Consider the following 16429-nt stretch of genomic DNA (forward strand, 5'->3'; position numbering starts at 1 on the left):
GTAAATCAATGATTTAATTTAGGGCGTGAGGTAAAGATATTTTACTCTTCATTTGATAAAATTTTTTCGGTGAGGGTTTTGTAATTGACAAGCTGTTTTCTAAACTACAAAACGAATATGGATTACCCATTAGCCCCGGGTGGAGTGGCACGAAGTAGAACAGAACACGGGAACTGCGTATAGCAATCAAAACCAAACCTTTCGCTCCAAAAAAACTAACCGTTTGATTTTTGTGGTTTGAAATTTTATAAAAACCTTAATTTATATGTTTTTGTAGTAAGAACAGCAAAACTTAACTGGACAATTATCACATTTCGGATTGGTTGGCCTGCAAATTTCGCGTCCTAAAAAAGAAATGGACATCCCGATTTCACCCCAGATTTCTTTTGGTAAAACCTGCATTAGCTGTTTTTCCACTTTGTTGCCGTCTTTGGATTCGGCTATTAAGCCAATTCTGGGAGCAACTCTAATCACATGTAAATCAGCAATAATTCCTTCTGCAGGAATATTTGATTCCCTCATAATCACATTTGCAGATTTTCTTCCGATTCCTTTTAAAGCTATTAAACGTTCCATCGTTAGCGGAATATTTTTGTCTTCTTTCAGTAGTTGTGCAATTTCGATAATCCAACTCGCTTTTGTGCCAAAATTCCGGACTTTAGAAATGTGTGGAATTAAAGCATCAACATTTGAAACGGCCAAACTTTCCAAATTTGGATAGGCTTCAAAAAACGATGGTGCAATTTTATTAATATTTGCATCGGAATCCTGAGCCGACAAAATAACCATAACCATTAATTGGTAACTATTTTGATATTCCAACGGATGCTTTCTCCCTTTGTAATTTTCAAGGAGTGGTTTTAAATTTGCTGCCCAATCAACCGATTCTTCAAATAAATTCATTGCTTTATTTTTTATGGAAATCTAAAGATAAGGAATTTACACAATATCGGATGCCGGTTTGGGTTGGGCCATCATTGAAAACATGTCCGAGATGTCCGCCACAATTTGCACATAGAATTTCCGTACGAAGCATGCCGTGGGAAGTGTCTTTTAGATATTCGACTTTTCCGGGAAGGGATTCGTCAAAAGAAGGCCAACCGCAATGTCCGTCGAATTTGGAATTACTTTCAAACAAAGGTTCTCCGCAACCGCCACAGCAATAGGTTCCGTTTTCAAAAAGCAGGTTATATTCACCCGTATGCGGATATTCGGTTCCTTTTTGGCGTAGAATTCTGTATTTTTCGTCACCCAACTCGGCTTTCCATTGTGCTTCGGATTTTTCTATCGGATATTTCATTTTTTTGCAGGGATAAATTTTATGGAAACGGAATTGGTACAAAAACGTTTTCCGGTTGTTTTAACCGGTCCGTCATCAAAAACATGACCGAGATGCCCATCACATTTGGCGCAGGTTACTTCGGTTCTGTCCATCCCGAAACTGCTGTCATGAGTATATTTTACAGAACCTTCAATGGCTTGATCAAACGAAGGCCATCCACAATCGGAATCAAATTTCGCATCGGAAGTGAATAAAGGATTTCCGCAAGCTGCACAAACATACATTCCTTTTTCGAAGTGTTTCCAATATTCTCCTGTAAAGGGTCTTTCGGTTCCTTTTTCTCTTAAAACTTCGTATTGTTCCGGAGTCAGTTTTGCTTTCCATTGTTCCTCTGTGGTCACGACTTTAGAGGATTGTTTAGCAACTTTTTTTTCCTGACCATTGCAAGAAAAGAAGATGCTGCATACTAATAATAAAACAATTTTTTTCATAATACTTATCGAATAAATTCTACAATTCTTTGAATGACTTTACTGTCTCCTAAAATTTTTCGATGTCCTAACTCTTTGGTAATCATTATTTGTCCGTTTTTCAGGTGTTGATGGATGTGTTGACCGGCAGTTACCGGAACATCATCATCATTTTCATCATGAATTATCAAAACCGGAATCGAAACTTCCTTTGCAGCTATATACGCAGAATAACTGTTCATGGTTTCCCCTAATTTATTTTCAAAGGCAATTCGCATCAGTTTGCTTATCTCTGTTTTCAAACCAAGTTTTAGTACAAAATCGTCCATAATGTCCTGAACGACATCACCACTTCCAATTATCACTGCTTTTTTTACATTTAGCCCTTTTTTAATGGCGTTCATAACTGTCATACCGCCCAAGGAATGTCCGATGGCAAATTCAAACGGTCCGAATTGCTTTTCAATTTCCATTGCAGCAGCTATAAATTCGGTCATATTACTGGTTTTACCCGGTGATTTTCCGTGACCTGGTGCATCGAAACTAATCGTGGAATAGCTTAATTTCAGTAATTCATCGGCAATTTTAACCAATTGTGTACCCCTTCCGGACCAACCGTGAACCAATAAAACTTTTTTTTCACCTGAACCATACTGATACAGCATGATTTCTTTATTTATCGCTTCAATTTTTACTAATTGTTGCTTGCTTTTAACATCCATTTCGATTTCTCTTTTTGGAAGTTTATGACGGATGGGCGTGGTGAATAATTTAATAGCAAATTTAGTGGCCAGTTTTGGAGATATGATTTCCAGAGCTTTAGCGGTAAAAAGTATTCCTTTTGGGATTTTGATGGTTTGCTGATGTTTTGGCTTTTTCATTATTGTAAAATATGCTGCAATTTACTTTATTCCGAAGGTTTTAAATGATAAATAATTCTTAAATATCGTTTGGCGTTTTATTTGTAACTGAAAAGAAGTATAATATTTTGTACCTTTATTAACAATGGTAAAAGGACAATTCATTAATTTTGTTTATTAAAAATCTTACGTTATGAATTTAAAAACCGGATTTATCTTAGCAGGTTCGTTAGCATTAGTGATTTCTTGTGCAAAGAATCCGTTTACTGGTAAAAGCACTATGGCTTTAGTGTCAAACAGCGAAATTTTCCCTTCCTCTTTTCAACAATACAATCAGTTTCTTGGCGAAAATAAAGTCGTTAAAGGAACCAAAGATGCACAAAGAGTAGAAAGTGTAGGTATGAAAATTAAAGTAGCTTCTGAAAAATGGCTTAACGCTAATGGTTATGAAGGCTACCTGAAAGATTATAAGTGGGAATACAATTTAGTAGACAGCAAAGAGGTGAATGCCTGGTGTATGCCAGGTGGGAAGATTGTTTTTTATACCGGAATTCTGCCTATTTGTAAAGATGATGCCGGAATGGCAACCGTTATGGGCCATGAAGTGGCACACGCATTGGCAAATCACGGACAGCAACGTATGAGTGCCGGATTGTTGCAACAAGTTGGTGCAGTTGGTGTTGCAGCGGCAACCGGTAATAAAAGTGAAGAAACGCAACAATTAGCAATGACAGCGTATGGGGCTACAACTCAGTTTGGAGGAATGTTACCATTCAGCCGCGCTCATGAAAGCGAAGCAGACATGATAGGACTGACATTAATGGCTATTGCGGGCTATAATCCCGATACTGCAGTTACTTTTTGGGAACGAATGTCGGCGAATTCCGGAGGGCAAAAACCGCCAGAATTTATGAGTACCCATCCTTCTGATGCTACCAGAATTGCCAATTTGAAAAAATTAATTCCAAATGCAAAAGCCGAGGCAGCAAAATTTGGAGTGACCTTTAAGTAAGAAAAAATATGTATATTCGAATCCCGATGTAAGTCGGGATTTTTTTATATCTAAAAACTACTATGAAACAACTTGAAAAAGGGAATTCTAAATTATTAAATGCTTGGGCTTCTTATGATTGGGCCAACTCTGTCTATAGCTTGGTTATTGCTTCTGCTATTTTTCCTATTTACTACGGAAGTCTTTTTAAAGAAAGAGGGAATCTGAATATTGAAGTTTTCGGAACTACATTAAAAAGTACGGCATTAATTAGTTTTACAACAGCTGCTGCCTTTTTGATGGTTGCCTTTTTTTCACCCCTACTTTCCGGAATTGCCGATTATGCCGGAAATAAAAAATCGTTCATGCGATTCTTCTGTTATCTAGGGGCTACTTCCAGTATTGGACTTTGTTGGTTTGATTTGGAAAATATTTATTTCAGTTTGGCATGTTATTTCTTCGGACTGATAGGTTTTTGGGGAAGCCTTGTTTTTTATAATTCGTATCTTCCGGATATTGCTTTTCCGGAACAACAGGACCGAATCAGTGCCAAAGGTTATTCCATGGGCTATTTGGGAAGTGTGGTTTTGCTTATTTTTAATTTAGCGATGGTTATGAAACCAACACTTTTCGGTATTACTGGAACCGAAGGGGAGGCTGCTATGAAAGCCATGCGTTATTCCTTTATATCGGTTGGAATTTGGTGGATTGTTTTCAGTCAATATGCTTTTTATTACCTGCCGAAAGGAACTAACGGAAACGGGAAAGTACATACTGCTGTCATTTTTAACGGATTCAGAGAGTTGAAGAAAGTTTGGCATCTGATGGAAGAAAACCTTCGTTTGAAACGATATTTGCTTAGTTTTTTTGTTTACAGTATGGCTGTGCAAACCGTTATGTTAGTGGCAACTTATTTCGGTGAGCAGGAAATCGCATGGGAATCAGATTCTCAAAGAACTATGGGATTAATTATCAGTATTTTGGTAATTCAGCTGGTAGCGGTTTTAGGTGCGGTAATTACCTCGAGAATGTCTGAGAAATTTGGAAATATCAATGCGCTTATCGGAATCAATTGCATTTGGGTAGTAATTTGTATCACCGCATTTTTTGTGACGCTTCCGGTTCATTTTTATGTTACAGCCGGTTTTGTTGGATTGGTTATGGGCGGGATTCAATCCCTTTCTCGTTCCACTTATTCTAAGTTTTTGCCGGAAACTAAAGATACAGCTTCCTTTTTTAGTTTTTATGATGTTGCTGAAAAAATAGGAATTGTTATAGGAATGGTTTTGTACGGATTAATAGATCAGATAACCGGAAGTATGCGAAATTCAATCGTGTTTTTGGCAGTATTTTTTATAGCCGGTGTTTTTTTATTGATAAGAGTACCTAAAAAATAACGATGAAAGAAAAATAATATTATATTTGGAAAACTTTTAAAAAATCTACTGATAAATAATTATGAAAAGATTTAAAATTTTAGCAACATTCATAGTGTTTGGAGCAGCTTTATTTACTTCTTGCGGTGATACAGAACCTATTGATCCTGCTGTTGTTACCGGAGATACCACTGTTATTACTGGAAGATATCGTTTAACTGCTTTCAATACGGATGTCAGAACAGATTTGAATAATGACGGTACTGCTTCAACTAATCAAATGTCTGAAACAACTTGTTATAACAATATGTTTTTAACGCTTAATGAAAACAATACGTTTAGTGCTGATTCAAGAGGTGTTGATATTTCTGCTACAGATGCATTAGAGTGTTTTACAGATCCAATCATAACAGGAACTTGGGTGCGTTCCGGAAGTCAGTTGATTTTAACGTATACAGAATCTGGAGAAACGTTTACAGATACATATACTATTTTAGGAGATACTTTAACAATAAGAGAAGATTTAGGAACTATAGTTGGTATTCCGGTTGATGTTCCGGTTTTCTTAACCTCAGGAATCACTATAATCTATACGAAACAATAATATTTTCAATACTATTTTTAAAACCCGAAATTGCTTCGGGTTTTTTTATGGCATAAAGATTGTCCTATAGTACCTGAGAGTTTCAATAATAATGTAAATTTGTATTGATATTCAGCAGAATAGTTATTTTGAGGGCATCAAAATAATTGTTTGTTTTTTATTGTTTAATGACAAAAAGTCGCAAATATAGTATGTCAAATCAAAAAATACTCACACTTGACAATCTGTCACTTCAGGAAATCGATACCGATGCCGAATTAATTCCGCTATTAACTCCCGAAGATGAAGAAGAAATGAATAACGAATTGCTCCCGGAAGAATTGCCCATATTGCCTTTGCGCAATACCGTGCTTTTTCCAGGGGTTGTGATTCCTATTACTGCAGGAAGAGATAAATCCATTAAATTAATTAATGATGCCAATGCCGGTGATAAAATTATCGGAGTTGTGGCACAGCGTGATGAAAACGTAGAAGAGCCAACCGCTGCAGATATTCACAATGTGGGTACAGTGGCGAGAATTCTCCGTGTTTTGAAATTACCGGATGGAAACACAACGGTCATCCTGCAAGGAAAAAAACGTTTCGAAATCGATTCGGTTACTACAGAAGAACCCTATCTGAAAGCGAAAATAAAAGAAGTTACCGAAATACGTCCGAAAGCCAAGGATAAGGAATTTTTGGCCATTATGGATTCGGTAAAAGAATTGGCAATCCAAATCATTAAGGAGAGTCCGAACATTCCAACAGAAGCTACTTTTGCTATCAAAAACATTGAAAGCAATCCGTTTTTAATCAGTTTTGTTTCGTCCAATATGAATCTTTCCGTGGATGAAAAACAAGAGTTGTTGACTATTAATAATTTAAAAGACAGAGCGTTAGAAACATTGCGTTTCATGAATATCGAACTTCAGAAATTAGAACTGAAAAACGATATTCAGTCCAAAGTCCGTTTCGATTTGGATCAGCAACAGCGCGAATATTTCCTTCATCAGCAAATGAAAACCATTCAGGAAGAACTGGGTGGCGTTTCACACGATCAGGAAATCGAAGAAATGCGCATCAAAGCCAAATCCAAAAAATGGGATGAAAAAGTAGCGCAACATTTTGATAAGGAAATTTCCAAGTTGCAACGTATGAATCCGCAAGCGCCTGATTTCGGAATTCAACGCAATTATTTGGAGTTGTTTTTGGAATTACCATGGAATGAATATTCTAAAGATAAATTTGATTTAAAAAACGCACAGAAAATATTAGACCGCGATCATTTCGGGTTGGACGATGTTAAAAAACGTATTATCGAACATTTAGCGGTGTTGAAATTGCGAAACGACATGAAATCGCCAATTTTATGTTTGTACGGACCTCCGGGGGTGGGTAAAACCTCAATTGGAAAATCAATCGCAGAAGCTTTGGGCCGACAATATGTTCGCATCTCGTTAGGAGGATTGCGCGATGAAGCGGAAATTCGAGGACATCGTAAAACGTATATCGGTGCAATGCCGGGACGAATTATTCAAAGTTTAAAGAAAGCCGGAACATCAAATCCAGTTTTTGTTTTGGATGAAATTGATAAATTATCGAGTAGTTTTAACGGAGATCCGTCTTCGGCATTATTGGAAGTGTTGGATCCGGAGCAAAATTCGGATTTCTACGATAATTTCCTAGAAATGGGCTTCGATTTGTCTAAAGTTATGTTTATTGCGACTTCCAACAGTATGACAAGTATTCAGCCGGCGCTGCGCGATCGTATGGAAGTAATTAACATGACGGGTTATACGATTGAGGAAAAAGTAGAAATCGCAAAACAGCATTTGCTTCCGAAACAGTTAAAAGAACACGGATTAACTTCGAAAGATTTACAAATCGGTAAAAAACAACTGGAGAAAATCGCTGTGGGGTATACCCGAGAATCCGGTGTGCGTTCGTTGGAGAAAAAAATCGCTTCGGTAGTTCGAAATGCGGCAAAATGTATTGCTTTGGAAGAAGAATACAATAAAAAAGTAACCGATGAAGACATTGTAAAAGTATTGGGTGCACCACGATTAGAGCGTGATAAATACGAAAACAACGAAACAGCCGGAGTAGTTACCGGTTTGGCGTGGACCAGCGTTGGTGGTGATATTTTATTTATAGAATCCATTATTTCCAAAGGAAAAGGAGCAATGACCATGACTGGAAATCTGGGAACGGTAATGAAAGAATCGGTAACCATCGCTTTGGAATACATAAAATCCAATGCCGAAAAATTAGGTATCGAACCTGAAACCCTTGAGAAATACAACATTCACATCCACGTACCGGAAGGTGCAACCCCTAAAGACGGACCAAGTGCCGGAGTGGCAATGTTAACGTCTTTGGTTTCCAGTTTTACTCAAAAACGTGTTAAGAAAAGTTTAGCCATGACCGGCGAAATTACACTTCGTGGAAAAGTATTGCCGGTAGGCGGAATTAAAGAGAAAATTTTAGCGGCCAAAAGAGCCAATATTAAGGAGATCATTCTTTGTAAGGAAAACAAACACGACATTGATGAAATCAAACCGGAATATATCGAAGGATTAATATTCCATTATGTCGATACGATGGAGGAAGTCCTCAACATCGCCATAACAAACCAAAAGGTGAAGAACGCCAAAAAAATATAAATAAAGAAGATTCCAATTTAGCAATAAGTTGGAATCTCTTTTTTTGTGTAATCCCGTTTATAATTTTATCTTCGCATTTGCGTTATTTATTCAGAAACGAAAAACCAAAATGTACAAGAAACTACTGACTCTTTATTTTCTGCTGATTTGTGCTGTTACTTACAGTCAGATTGGAGGAAAATATACCTATCAGTTTCTGAATTTGGTCACTTCTCCGCGTCAGGCTGCCTTGGGTGGAAAAACAGTAACCATTTACGATCAGGATGTAAATCAGGGAATTTACAATCCGGCTACCATCAATCCGGAAATGGACAACCATCTTTCGCTGAATTACGGAAGTTATTTCGGGGAGGTTACTTATGGCACAGGTGCTTATGCTTATACATGGGATCGTCATGTGCAAACCCTACATTTAGGCGTGAATTATGTTAATTACGGACAATTTGAAGGATATGACGAAAACGGTCAGAAAAGTGGTGATTTCACCGGTAGTGAAATTGCGCTATCGGGCGGTTATGCTTATAATATTCCGTGGACACCAATTTATATAGGAGCCAATGTGAAACTGATTTCGTCTACTTTGGAATCGTATCAGTCTTTTGGAGCAGCTGCCGATATTGGTGGTTTGTATGTTGACGAAAAAAATGATATCAATATAGCGGTTGTAGTTCGGAATATCGGAACACAAATAACTACTTATGCCGGCGACAGAGAAAAACTGCCAATGGAAGTGATTGCCGGAATTTCACAGGAATTGGAAAATGTTCCGCTTCGATGGCATTTAACACTTGAGAATCTGCAACAGTGGAATATTGCGTTCAGTAATCCAAATCGAACCGAAGCCACAATTGACGGTCCGGGAAAAGAAGAAAAAGTTACTTTTTTTAACAACGCGTTCCGACATGTTATTATAGGGGCGGAATTGTTCCCGAAAAAAAGTATTAATTTTAGGCTGAGTTATAATTTCAGAAGAGGTGAGGAGTTGAAAATTGTCGATCAGCGTAATTTTTCAGGGATTTCTGCCGGTTTTGGACTGCGATTCAATAAAATTAAATTCGATTATTCGTATTCGCGATATACCATTGCTGCCAATATGAGTTTGTTTGGATTGACAATCAATTTGCAGTAAGTTGGGAAGTGGATAGCAGAAGGCAGGAAGTAGGAAGTAGGAAGTAGGAAGTAGGAAGTAGGAAGCAAAAGTATATAACAAAAAGCTGTGCTATAAGCGCACTATTTGTCATTCTGAGCCTGTCGAAGAATCTCATAAAGTAATTCAGAAGAGGGTCACAGAAAAAAAAACATAAGTTTACTATTTGTAATTCTGAGCCTGTCGAAGAATTACATAGAGTAATTCAGAAAAAAGAGAGAAAATAAAAATATACGGAGTCAGATACTCTTTATAAAAGAAATAAAAGTTGAAAAAAATCACAATAGCAATAGACGGATATTCGTCAACAGGAAAAAGTACGCTGGCGAAACAATTGGCCAAGCATTTGGGATACGTTTATGTAGACACTGGTGCAATGTATCGTGCCGTGACTTTTTTTGCCATGCAGCATCATTATGTTTCTGAAAATCATTTAGATAAAAACAAACTGATTGAAAGTTTACCCGATTTACACCTGCATTTTGAATTTAATCCTGAGTTGGGTTTTGCCGAAATGTTTTTAAACGGTAAGAATGTGGAAACAGAAATCCGTACGTTGGAAGTTTCCCGTTTGGTAAGTAAAGTTGCGGAAATTTCGGAAGTGCGTTCCAAATTGGTAGAACAGCAGCAGCAAATGGGAAAAAATAAAGCGATTGTTATGGATGGCCGTGATATCGGAACCGTGGTTTTTCCGAATGCCGAACTTAAAATATTCATGACTGCCAGTCCGGAAACCCGAGCACAACGCCGGTTTGATGAATTGGTGGAAAAAGGACAGCACGTTACATACAAAGATGTTTTGCAAAATGTAATGGAACGTGATTATATTGATACTCACCGTGAAGATTCTCCTTTGGTAAAAGCCGCAGATGCAATTGAAGTTGATAATTCTGCGATGTCTAAAAAAGAACAATTCCAATTGGTTTTGAATTTAGTCAGCGATAAAGTAACCGCTTAAATCAATTAAGCATTGTATCCAAAATAGTTTGAATTAATAGATTAGTTTAAATTATTTTGGATTTTTTGTTTTTAGTGTTAGATTTACCGGCTTGATTAAAATTAACCCAACTTAAAACTACTTATGAATATTAAATTACGTTTAACCCTTATGAACTTTTTACAGTTCTTTGTTTGGGGTGCCTGGCTTATCACAATTGCAAATTATTGGTTTGGAACCAAACAATGGGACGGAACTCAATTTGGTTTGGTTTTTGGAACCATGGGGATTGCTTCTTTGTTTATGCCGACTCTAACGGGAATCATTGCAGACAGGTGGGTTAATGCAGAACGATTATACGGAATACTTCATGTGTTGTATGGCTGCGTTTTGTTTTACCTTCCACAAGTAACAACACCAACGGATTTTATTTATATTATGTTGTTGGCCATGTGTTTTTACATGCCTACAATTGCGCTATCCAATTCCATTTCTTACACATCTTTAAAAAATGATAGTGAAGCCGATGTGGTTAAAGATTTTCCTCCGATTCGTGTTTGGGGAACCGTTGGGTTTATCGTTGCGATGTGGGTAACCAATCTTTCCGGAAATAAAGCTTCAGAATATCAATTTTATATTGCCGGAATCGCAGCAATATTGTTGGGAATCTATTCTTTTACGTTGCCTAAATGTAAGCCACAACATTTAAAAAGCGAAAAAGCTTCTTTTATGGAGTCGATTGGATTGGAAGCTTTTAAGTTGTTTGGAAGCTATAAAATGGCTTTGTTTTTTATATTTTCGATGTTTTTAGGCGGGGCGTTACAGTTGACGAATGCATACGGTGACGTGTTTTTGGATGAATTCAAACGTGTGCCGGAATATGCAGATTCTTTTGTAGTGAAATATTCGACAATCATTATGTCGATTTCCCAAATATCGGAAACGTTGTTTATTTTAGCGATACCGTTCTTCCTTAAAAAATTCGGAATCAAAAAAGTGATGTTGATATCGATGTTTGCCTGGGTATTTCGTTTCGGATTGTTCGCCTTCGGAAACCCTACAGACGGCTTGTGGATGATTATCCTGTCGTGTATCGTTTACGGAATGGCCTTCGATTTCTTTAATATTTCTGGTTCCTTGTTTGTGGAGACTTCCACGAATTCTAAAATCAGATCTTCGGCCCAAGGGTTGTTCATGATGATGACTAATGGATTTGGTGCGGTTTTGGGAAGTTTTACTTCCGGTTGGGCAATAGACAAATACTTTACTCACGATGGACAAAGAGATTGGCATAATATCTGGATTTCATTCGCAGTTTATGCATTTATAGTTGCCATAGCGTTTGCGGTATTGTTCAAACACGAGCACAATCCGAAAGATGTGGAGAATATTGCACATTAAAATACAAACCCGATGAGTTTTATCGGGTTTTTTGTTGGCTGACATGCAATACAATTCCTCAATAGCCCCGATGGGAGCAAGCTACCGTGTAGCGCGGACAGCGGGAATATGCTTTCCAAAAATGCCCGAACCATTCGCTTCTGATAATCAAGTCTTTATTCTATTCTCTATATTCTATTTTCTTTTTCAATAACTTTTGTAATATTAAAAAAAGAATTACCTTTGCAAACCTTTTGGCAGAGAAGAGTTTCCATTAGGTATCAACTATTTATGTAAAACACTGCTGTTGTTTTCTATCGCATTACGAAACTCGAGAGGCACGGCATACAAATTTTTTATCAGACATGTCTGAAACATTAAAATCACAAGAAGAGTTTTTAGCGAATTTTAACTGGCATAACTTCGAAGAAGGTATCGATGCAGTAGACGAGAAAAACTTACAGGAATTCGAAGAATTAGTAGCTAAAACTTTTATCTCTACAGATGCTGAAGAGGTAGTGGAAGGTGTAGTTGTTAGAATCACTGAAAGAGATGCTATCGTTGACATCAACGCTAAATCTGAAGGTGTAATTTCTTTAAACGAGTTCCGTTACAATCCAAACTTAAAAGTTGGAGACAAAGTAGAAGTATTAATTGACGTTCGTGAGGACAAATCAGGTCAGTTAGTATTATCTCACAGAAAAGCACGTACAATCAAAGCTTGGGATAGAGTTATCGCTGCTAATGAAACTGGAGAAATCGTTAACGGTTTCGTTAAATGCAGAACTAAAGGTGGTATGATCGTTGACGTATTTGGTATTGAAGCTTTCTTACCAGGTTCTCAAATCGACGTGAAACCTATCCGTGATTACGATCAATATGTAAACAAAACTATGGAGTTCAAAGTTGTGAAAATCAACCATGAGTTCAAAAACGTTGTTGTTTCTCACAAAGCGCTTATCGAAGCGGATATTGAAGTACAGAAAAAAGAAATCATTGGTCAATTAGAAAAAGGACAAGTATTAGAAGGTGTTGTTAAAAACATTACTTCTTACGGTGTGTTCATTGACTTAGGAGGTGTAGACGGATTAATCCACATCACTGACTTATCTTGGTCAAGAATCAACCACCCATCTGAAGTTCTTGAATTAGACCAAAAACTTAACGTGGTAATCCTTGATTTCGATGATGAGAAAACAAGAATCCAATTAGGTTTAAAACAATTAAACGCTCACCCTTGGGATGCTTTAGATGCTAACTTAAAAGTTGGTGATAAAGTAAAAGGTAAAGTAGTTGTAATCGCTGATTACGGTGCATTTATTGAAGTTGCTGAAGGTGTTGAAGGTTTAATCCACGTATCTGAAATGTCTTGGTCTACTCACTTAAGAAGTGCTCAGGATTTCGTAAAAGTGGGTGATACTGTTGAGGCAGTTATCTTAACTTTAGACAGAGAAGACCGTAAAATGTCTTTAGGTATCAAGCAATTAACGCAAGATCCTTGGACTGACATTACTGCTAAATACCCAGTAGGTTCTAAACACACTGGAATCGTTAGAAACTTTACTAACTTCGGAATTTTTGTTGAGTTAGAAGAAGGAATTGACGGTTTAGTATACATCTCTGATCTTTCTTGGACTAAGAAAATCAAACACCCGTCTGAATTTGTTAACGTTGGTGATAAATTAGACGTAGTAGTATTAGAATTAGATGTTGAAGGACGTAAATTATCTTTAGGTCACAAACAAACTACTGCTAATCCTTGGGACAAATATGAAGAAGGTTTCGCAGTTGGAACTATCCACAACGGAACTATCTCTGAAATCGTTGACAAAGGAGCTACTGTAGAATTTGGTGAAGATATCGTTGCTTTCATTCCTACACGTCACCTTGAAAAAGAAGACGGAAAGAAATTGAAAAAAGGTGATACTGCTGATTTCAAAGTAATCGAGTTCAACAAAGAATTTAAAAGAGTAGTGGCTTCTCACACGGCTATTTTCCGTGAAGAAGAAGAGAAAAACGTGAAAGCGGCCGAATCTAACACTACATCTTCTACAAATGCACAAGCATCTACATTAGGAGATAACAATGATATTCTTGCTGAATTAAAAGCGAAAATGGAAAAAGGAGGAAACTAATTCTTTCTTAATCTGAATAGTTAAAAGCCCTCGCGAAAGTGGGGGCTTTTTTTATGGCCGAATTTAATATAAATAAATTTTGCCACATTTGTTAATTTATAGGAAAATTCGTTTATATAGAATATTTATGTTTACATTTGGTCCAATTAACGTACTCTCAAATGAAGAAATTCTACTATTTATTATTCGTGCTGTCTTTTATGACTGGGGCAAATGCAAAGGTTGTTACTTTTACAAATACGCATTTTAAAGCCAAATTACTATTATCCGATCCAACTAATAACATTGCGAAAGATTTATCTGGGAATCCAATTAAAATTGATGCTAATAGCAATGGGGAAATAGAGTTTTCAGAGGCGCTAAATGTTAAGTATCTTGACATTACATTTAATCCAAATAACTATTTTTCTAAAATTTACGATGTATCCGGTTTAGAAAATTTCACAAATTTAGCTTCGTTTATATGTGTTGATAATAGTATATCGTCTCTCAATCTAAATGCTTTAACAGCTTTGCAATATTTGAACTGCAGTCTGAATTCGATGACTTCTTTAAATGTGACATCTAATAACAATCTGACGACATTGCTTTGTTGGTCAAATGGGCTAACTTCTTTGGACGTGAGTAACAAGCCTAATCTCACCTATTTAAACTGTAGTCAAAATAACTTGAGTGCATTGAATCTAAATAATTCCAATAATATCACTAACCTTGAATTTGGTAGTAATCATTTGCCTGTATTAAATCTAAATCACCTCTCAAATCTTTCATATCTTGAATGTAGCTCCATCAGATTACATCTTTAACATCTTTTAATTTAAATGCACCCAATCTGCTAAGCTTATTTATCGATGATAATTTACTTACTGCTTTAGATGTTAGTACTTTTAATAATTTACAAATACTTTCATTTCGTTCAAATCTGTTGACATCAATTGATTTAAGTACTAATACTAATTTAACTGGTATTGATTGCAGTTTCAACAATTTAACGGAAATAAATGTCGAAAATCTGATAAATTTAACTGATTTATTTTGCACTAATAATTCCCCTCTTACAAGGATTTTTATGAAGAATGGGCGACAAACAGAAATTGATTTCAGTGAATCACCAAATGTAGCATATATATGTGTAGACGAGCAGTTTATCAATGCAGTACAAAATCAGGCTACTGGTTATGGTTATACTTGTACGGTAAATTCGTATTGCTCATTCACACCAGGAGGAGAATTCTATACAATTCAAGGCAATAATAAATTGGATAATGACAGCAACGGATGTGATGCTTCCGATTCCGCTTTTCCAAATTTAAGTTTTACAATATCAGATAGTATAAACAACGGGGCATTTATCTCTAACTCTGCAGGTGGTTTTTCGATACCGGTCCAAGCAGGATCACATACAGTTACGCCTTATTTCGAAAACCCATCTTATTTTAATGTTTCACCTTCTAATGTAGTTGTGACCTTTCCAACACAAGCCAGTCCGTTTACCCAGAATTTTTGTGTGACAGCTAATGGTGTGCATCCGGATTTGGAAGTTATATTGATACCTATAGTGCGTGCGCGCCCGGGTTTTGATGCAATTTATAAATTGGTTTATAAAAATAAAGGAGCCAACACACAATCCGGAAGCATTAACTTAAGTTTTAACGATGCTGTTTTGGATTTTGTTTCTGCAATTCCAACTATAGCAAATCAGACTACGAATAATTTATCTTGGAATTTCGCTAATTTACTTCCTTTTGAAACTCGTGAAATTACCTTTACATTAAATGTAAATTCACCAATGGAAGTCCCGGCTGTAAATGGAGGAGACGTTTTAAACTATACTGTTTCTATAACTTCAGCTCCTACTGATGAAACCCCGGACGATAACACATTTGCACTAAACCAAACAGTGGTAAATTCATACGATCCAAACGATAAAACCTGTTTAGAAGGAGCAACAATAGCCCCAAGTGAAGTAGGGAAGTATGTGCATTACATGATTCGATTTGAAAATAACGGTACTGCTAATGCTCAAAATATTGTGGTAAAAGACATGATTGATATCGCTAAGTTCGATATCAACTCGTTAGTACCGATAAAAGGAAGTCATTCGTTTGTAACCAATATTACATCCGGTAACAAAGTGGAATTCATTTTCGAAAACATCAATTTACCGTTTGATGATGCAAACAATGACGGTTACGTGGCTTTCAAAATAAAAACTAAACCAACCTTGGTAACCGGAAATACGTTCAGCAACTCGGCAAGCATTTATTTCGATTATAACTTCCCGATTGTAACCAATACGGCTGTGACAGCCATTCAGGCGTTAAGTACTCAGGATTTTGCCTTCGGAACTTATTTTACAGTGTACCCGAATCCGGTAAACAATGTATTGAATATCGAAACCAAACAAACCATTGAAGTTTCGTCTGTCAGTATTTACAATCAGTTAGGACAGTTGGTTTTGGTAATTCCAAATGCTAAGAATACAAAATCAGTTGATGTTTCGAGTTTGTCTTCCGGTAATTATTTTGTTAAAATTAATTCGGATAAAGGGACTTCGAATACAAAATTCATTAAAAAATAAACTATTGATTACTACTATATTAAA

The 16429-nt window shown here is 36.5% G+C and carries 14 protein-coding genes; 10 read left to right on the plus strand and 4 right to left on the minus strand.

Annotation, left to right across the window (positions count from 1 at the left end; genetic code table 11):
* Window positions 1-261 precede the first annotated feature (261 nt).
* The 4 genes from FCR2A7T_RS09995 to FCR2A7T_RS10010 are packed head-to-tail and all read right to left on the minus strand — an operon-like array spanning window position 262 to window position 2633.
* Window positions 262-903 carry an endonuclease III domain-containing protein gene (locus FCR2A7T_RS09995; protein WP_023571164.1) on the minus strand — a complete coding sequence of 214 codons (642 nt, stop codon included), beginning with the start codon at window positions 901-903 and terminating at the stop codon, window positions 262-264.
* A gap of 4 nt (window positions 904-907) precedes the next feature.
* Window positions 908-1300 (minus strand): peptide-methionine (R)-S-oxide reductase MsrB, encoded by a 393-nt coding sequence (gene msrB, locus FCR2A7T_RS10000; RefSeq protein ID WP_035118209.1) that lies wholly within the window; start codon window positions 1298-1300, stop codon window positions 908-910.
* Window positions 1297-1773 (minus strand): peptide-methionine (R)-S-oxide reductase MsrB, encoded by a 477-nt coding sequence (msrB, locus tag FCR2A7T_RS10005; RefSeq protein WP_035118221.1) that lies wholly within the window; start codon window positions 1771-1773, stop codon window positions 1297-1299. Before msrB (FCR2A7T_RS10005) ends, msrB (FCR2A7T_RS10000) begins: the two co-directional genes overlap by 4 nt.
* A gap of 5 nt (window positions 1774-1778) precedes the next feature.
* On the minus strand, window positions 1779-2633 hold the full coding sequence (locus FCR2A7T_RS10010; RefSeq protein ID WP_023571167.1) for an alpha/beta fold hydrolase: 855 nt from the start codon (window positions 2631-2633) through the stop codon (window positions 1779-1781).
* Window positions 2634-2805: 172 nt separating this feature from the next.
* On the opposite strand from FCR2A7T_RS10010, the gene FCR2A7T_RS10015 reads away from it, so the two are divergent.
* From FCR2A7T_RS10015 to FCR2A7T_RS15320, 10 genes are all read left to right on the plus strand, one after another.
* Window positions 2806-3624, plus strand: a complete 819-nt coding sequence (locus FCR2A7T_RS10015; RefSeq protein ID WP_023571169.1) for a M48 family metallopeptidase — start codon at window positions 2806-2808, stop codon at window positions 3622-3624.
* Between the two features lie 62 nt (window positions 3625-3686).
* On the plus strand, window positions 3687-5000 hold the full coding sequence (locus FCR2A7T_RS10020; RefSeq protein WP_023571170.1) for an MFS transporter: 1314 nt from the start codon (window positions 3687-3689) through the stop codon (window positions 4998-5000).
* A 94-nt stretch (window positions 5001-5094) separates the two neighbouring features.
* Entirely contained in the window at window positions 5095-5583 is a 489-nt protein-coding gene (locus FCR2A7T_RS10025; RefSeq protein ID WP_158634615.1) for a lipocalin family protein, read from the plus strand.
* Window positions 5584-5774: 191 nt separating this feature from the next.
* Window positions 5775-8225, plus strand: a complete 2451-nt coding sequence (gene lon / locus FCR2A7T_RS10030) for an endopeptidase La (RefSeq protein WP_023571172.1) — start codon at window positions 5775-5777, stop codon at window positions 8223-8225.
* Window positions 8226-8334: 109 nt separating this feature from the next.
* On the plus strand, window positions 8335-9354 hold the full coding sequence (porQ, locus tag FCR2A7T_RS10035) for a type IX secretion system protein PorQ (protein ID WP_023571173.1): 1020 nt from the start codon (window positions 8335-8337) through the stop codon (window positions 9352-9354).
* A 286-nt stretch (window positions 9355-9640) separates the two neighbouring features.
* A complete protein-coding gene (gene cmk / locus FCR2A7T_RS10040) occupies window positions 9641-10330 on the plus strand; it encodes a (d)CMP kinase (RefSeq protein ID WP_023571174.1) in 690 nt (229 codons plus the stop codon).
* 123 nt (window positions 10331-10453) lie between these two features.
* Window positions 10454-11710, plus strand: a complete 1257-nt coding sequence (locus FCR2A7T_RS10045; RefSeq protein ID WP_023571175.1) for a nucleoside permease — start codon at window positions 10454-10456, stop codon at window positions 11708-11710.
* Window positions 11711-12054: 344 nt separating this feature from the next.
* The gene (gene rpsA, locus FCR2A7T_RS10050; RefSeq protein ID WP_023571176.1) at window positions 12055-13824 is read left to right on the plus strand and encodes a 30S ribosomal protein S1; all 1770 of its coding nucleotides are present in this window, start codon (window positions 12055-12057) and stop codon (window positions 13822-13824) included.
* Between the two features lie 161 nt (window positions 13825-13985).
* Window positions 13986-14630, plus strand: coding sequence for a hypothetical protein (locus tag FCR2A7T_RS15315; RefSeq protein ID WP_023571177.1), 645 nt, complete (start codon window positions 13986-13988; stop codon window positions 14628-14630).
* A gap of 263 nt (window positions 14631-14893) precedes the next feature.
* The gene (locus tag FCR2A7T_RS15320) at window positions 14894-16405 is read left to right on the plus strand and encodes a T9SS type A sorting domain-containing protein (RefSeq protein WP_023571178.1); all 1512 of its coding nucleotides are present in this window, start codon (window positions 14894-14896) and stop codon (window positions 16403-16405) included.
* Window positions 16406-16429 lie beyond the last annotated feature (24 nt).

The organism is Flavobacterium cauense R2A-7 (genome assembly GCF_000498475.1).
In the GTDB taxonomy this organism is placed as follows: domain Bacteria; phylum Bacteroidota; class Bacteroidia; order Flavobacteriales; family Flavobacteriaceae; genus Flavobacterium; species Flavobacterium cauense.

What these genes read in the sequence shown, in the direction of transcription:
- FCR2A7T_RS09995 (WP_023571164.1), bottom strand. Translation starts at nt 903, where the DNA reads ATGAATTTATTTGAAGAATCGGTTGATTGGGCAGCAAATTTAAAACCA.
- msrB (WP_035118209.1), bottom strand. Translation starts at nt 1,300, where the DNA reads ATGAAATATCCGATAGAAAAATCCGAAGCACAATGGAAAGCCGAGTTG.
- msrB (WP_035118221.1), bottom strand. Translation starts at nt 1,773, where the DNA reads ATGAAAAAAATTGTTTTATTATTAGTATGCAGCATCTTCTTTTCTTGC.
- FCR2A7T_RS10010 (WP_023571167.1), bottom strand. Translation starts at nt 2,633, where the DNA reads ATGAAAAAGCCAAAACATCAGCAAACCATCAAAATCCCAAAAGGAATA.
- FCR2A7T_RS10015 (WP_023571169.1), top strand. Translation starts at nt 2,806, where the DNA reads ATGAATTTAAAAACCGGATTTATCTTAGCAGGTTCGTTAGCATTAGTG.
- FCR2A7T_RS10020 (WP_023571170.1), top strand. Translation starts at nt 3,687, where the DNA reads ATGAAACAACTTGAAAAAGGGAATTCTAAATTATTAAATGCTTGGGCT.
- lon (WP_023571172.1), top strand. Translation starts at nt 5,775, where the DNA reads ATGTCAAATCAAAAAATACTCACACTTGACAATCTGTCACTTCAGGAA.
- porQ (WP_023571173.1), top strand. Translation starts at nt 8,335, where the DNA reads ATGTACAAGAAACTACTGACTCTTTATTTTCTGCTGATTTGTGCTGTT.
- FCR2A7T_RS10045 (WP_023571175.1), top strand. Translation starts at nt 10,454, where the DNA reads ATGAATATTAAATTACGTTTAACCCTTATGAACTTTTTACAGTTCTTT.
- rpsA (WP_023571176.1), top strand. Translation starts at nt 12,055, where the DNA reads ATGTCTGAAACATTAAAATCACAAGAAGAGTTTTTAGCGAATTTTAAC.
- FCR2A7T_RS15315 (WP_023571177.1), top strand. Translation starts at nt 13,986, where the DNA reads ATGAAGAAATTCTACTATTTATTATTCGTGCTGTCTTTTATGACTGGG.
- FCR2A7T_RS15320 (WP_023571178.1), top strand. Translation starts at nt 14,894, where the DNA reads ATGAAGAATGGGCGACAAACAGAAATTGATTTCAGTGAATCACCAAAT.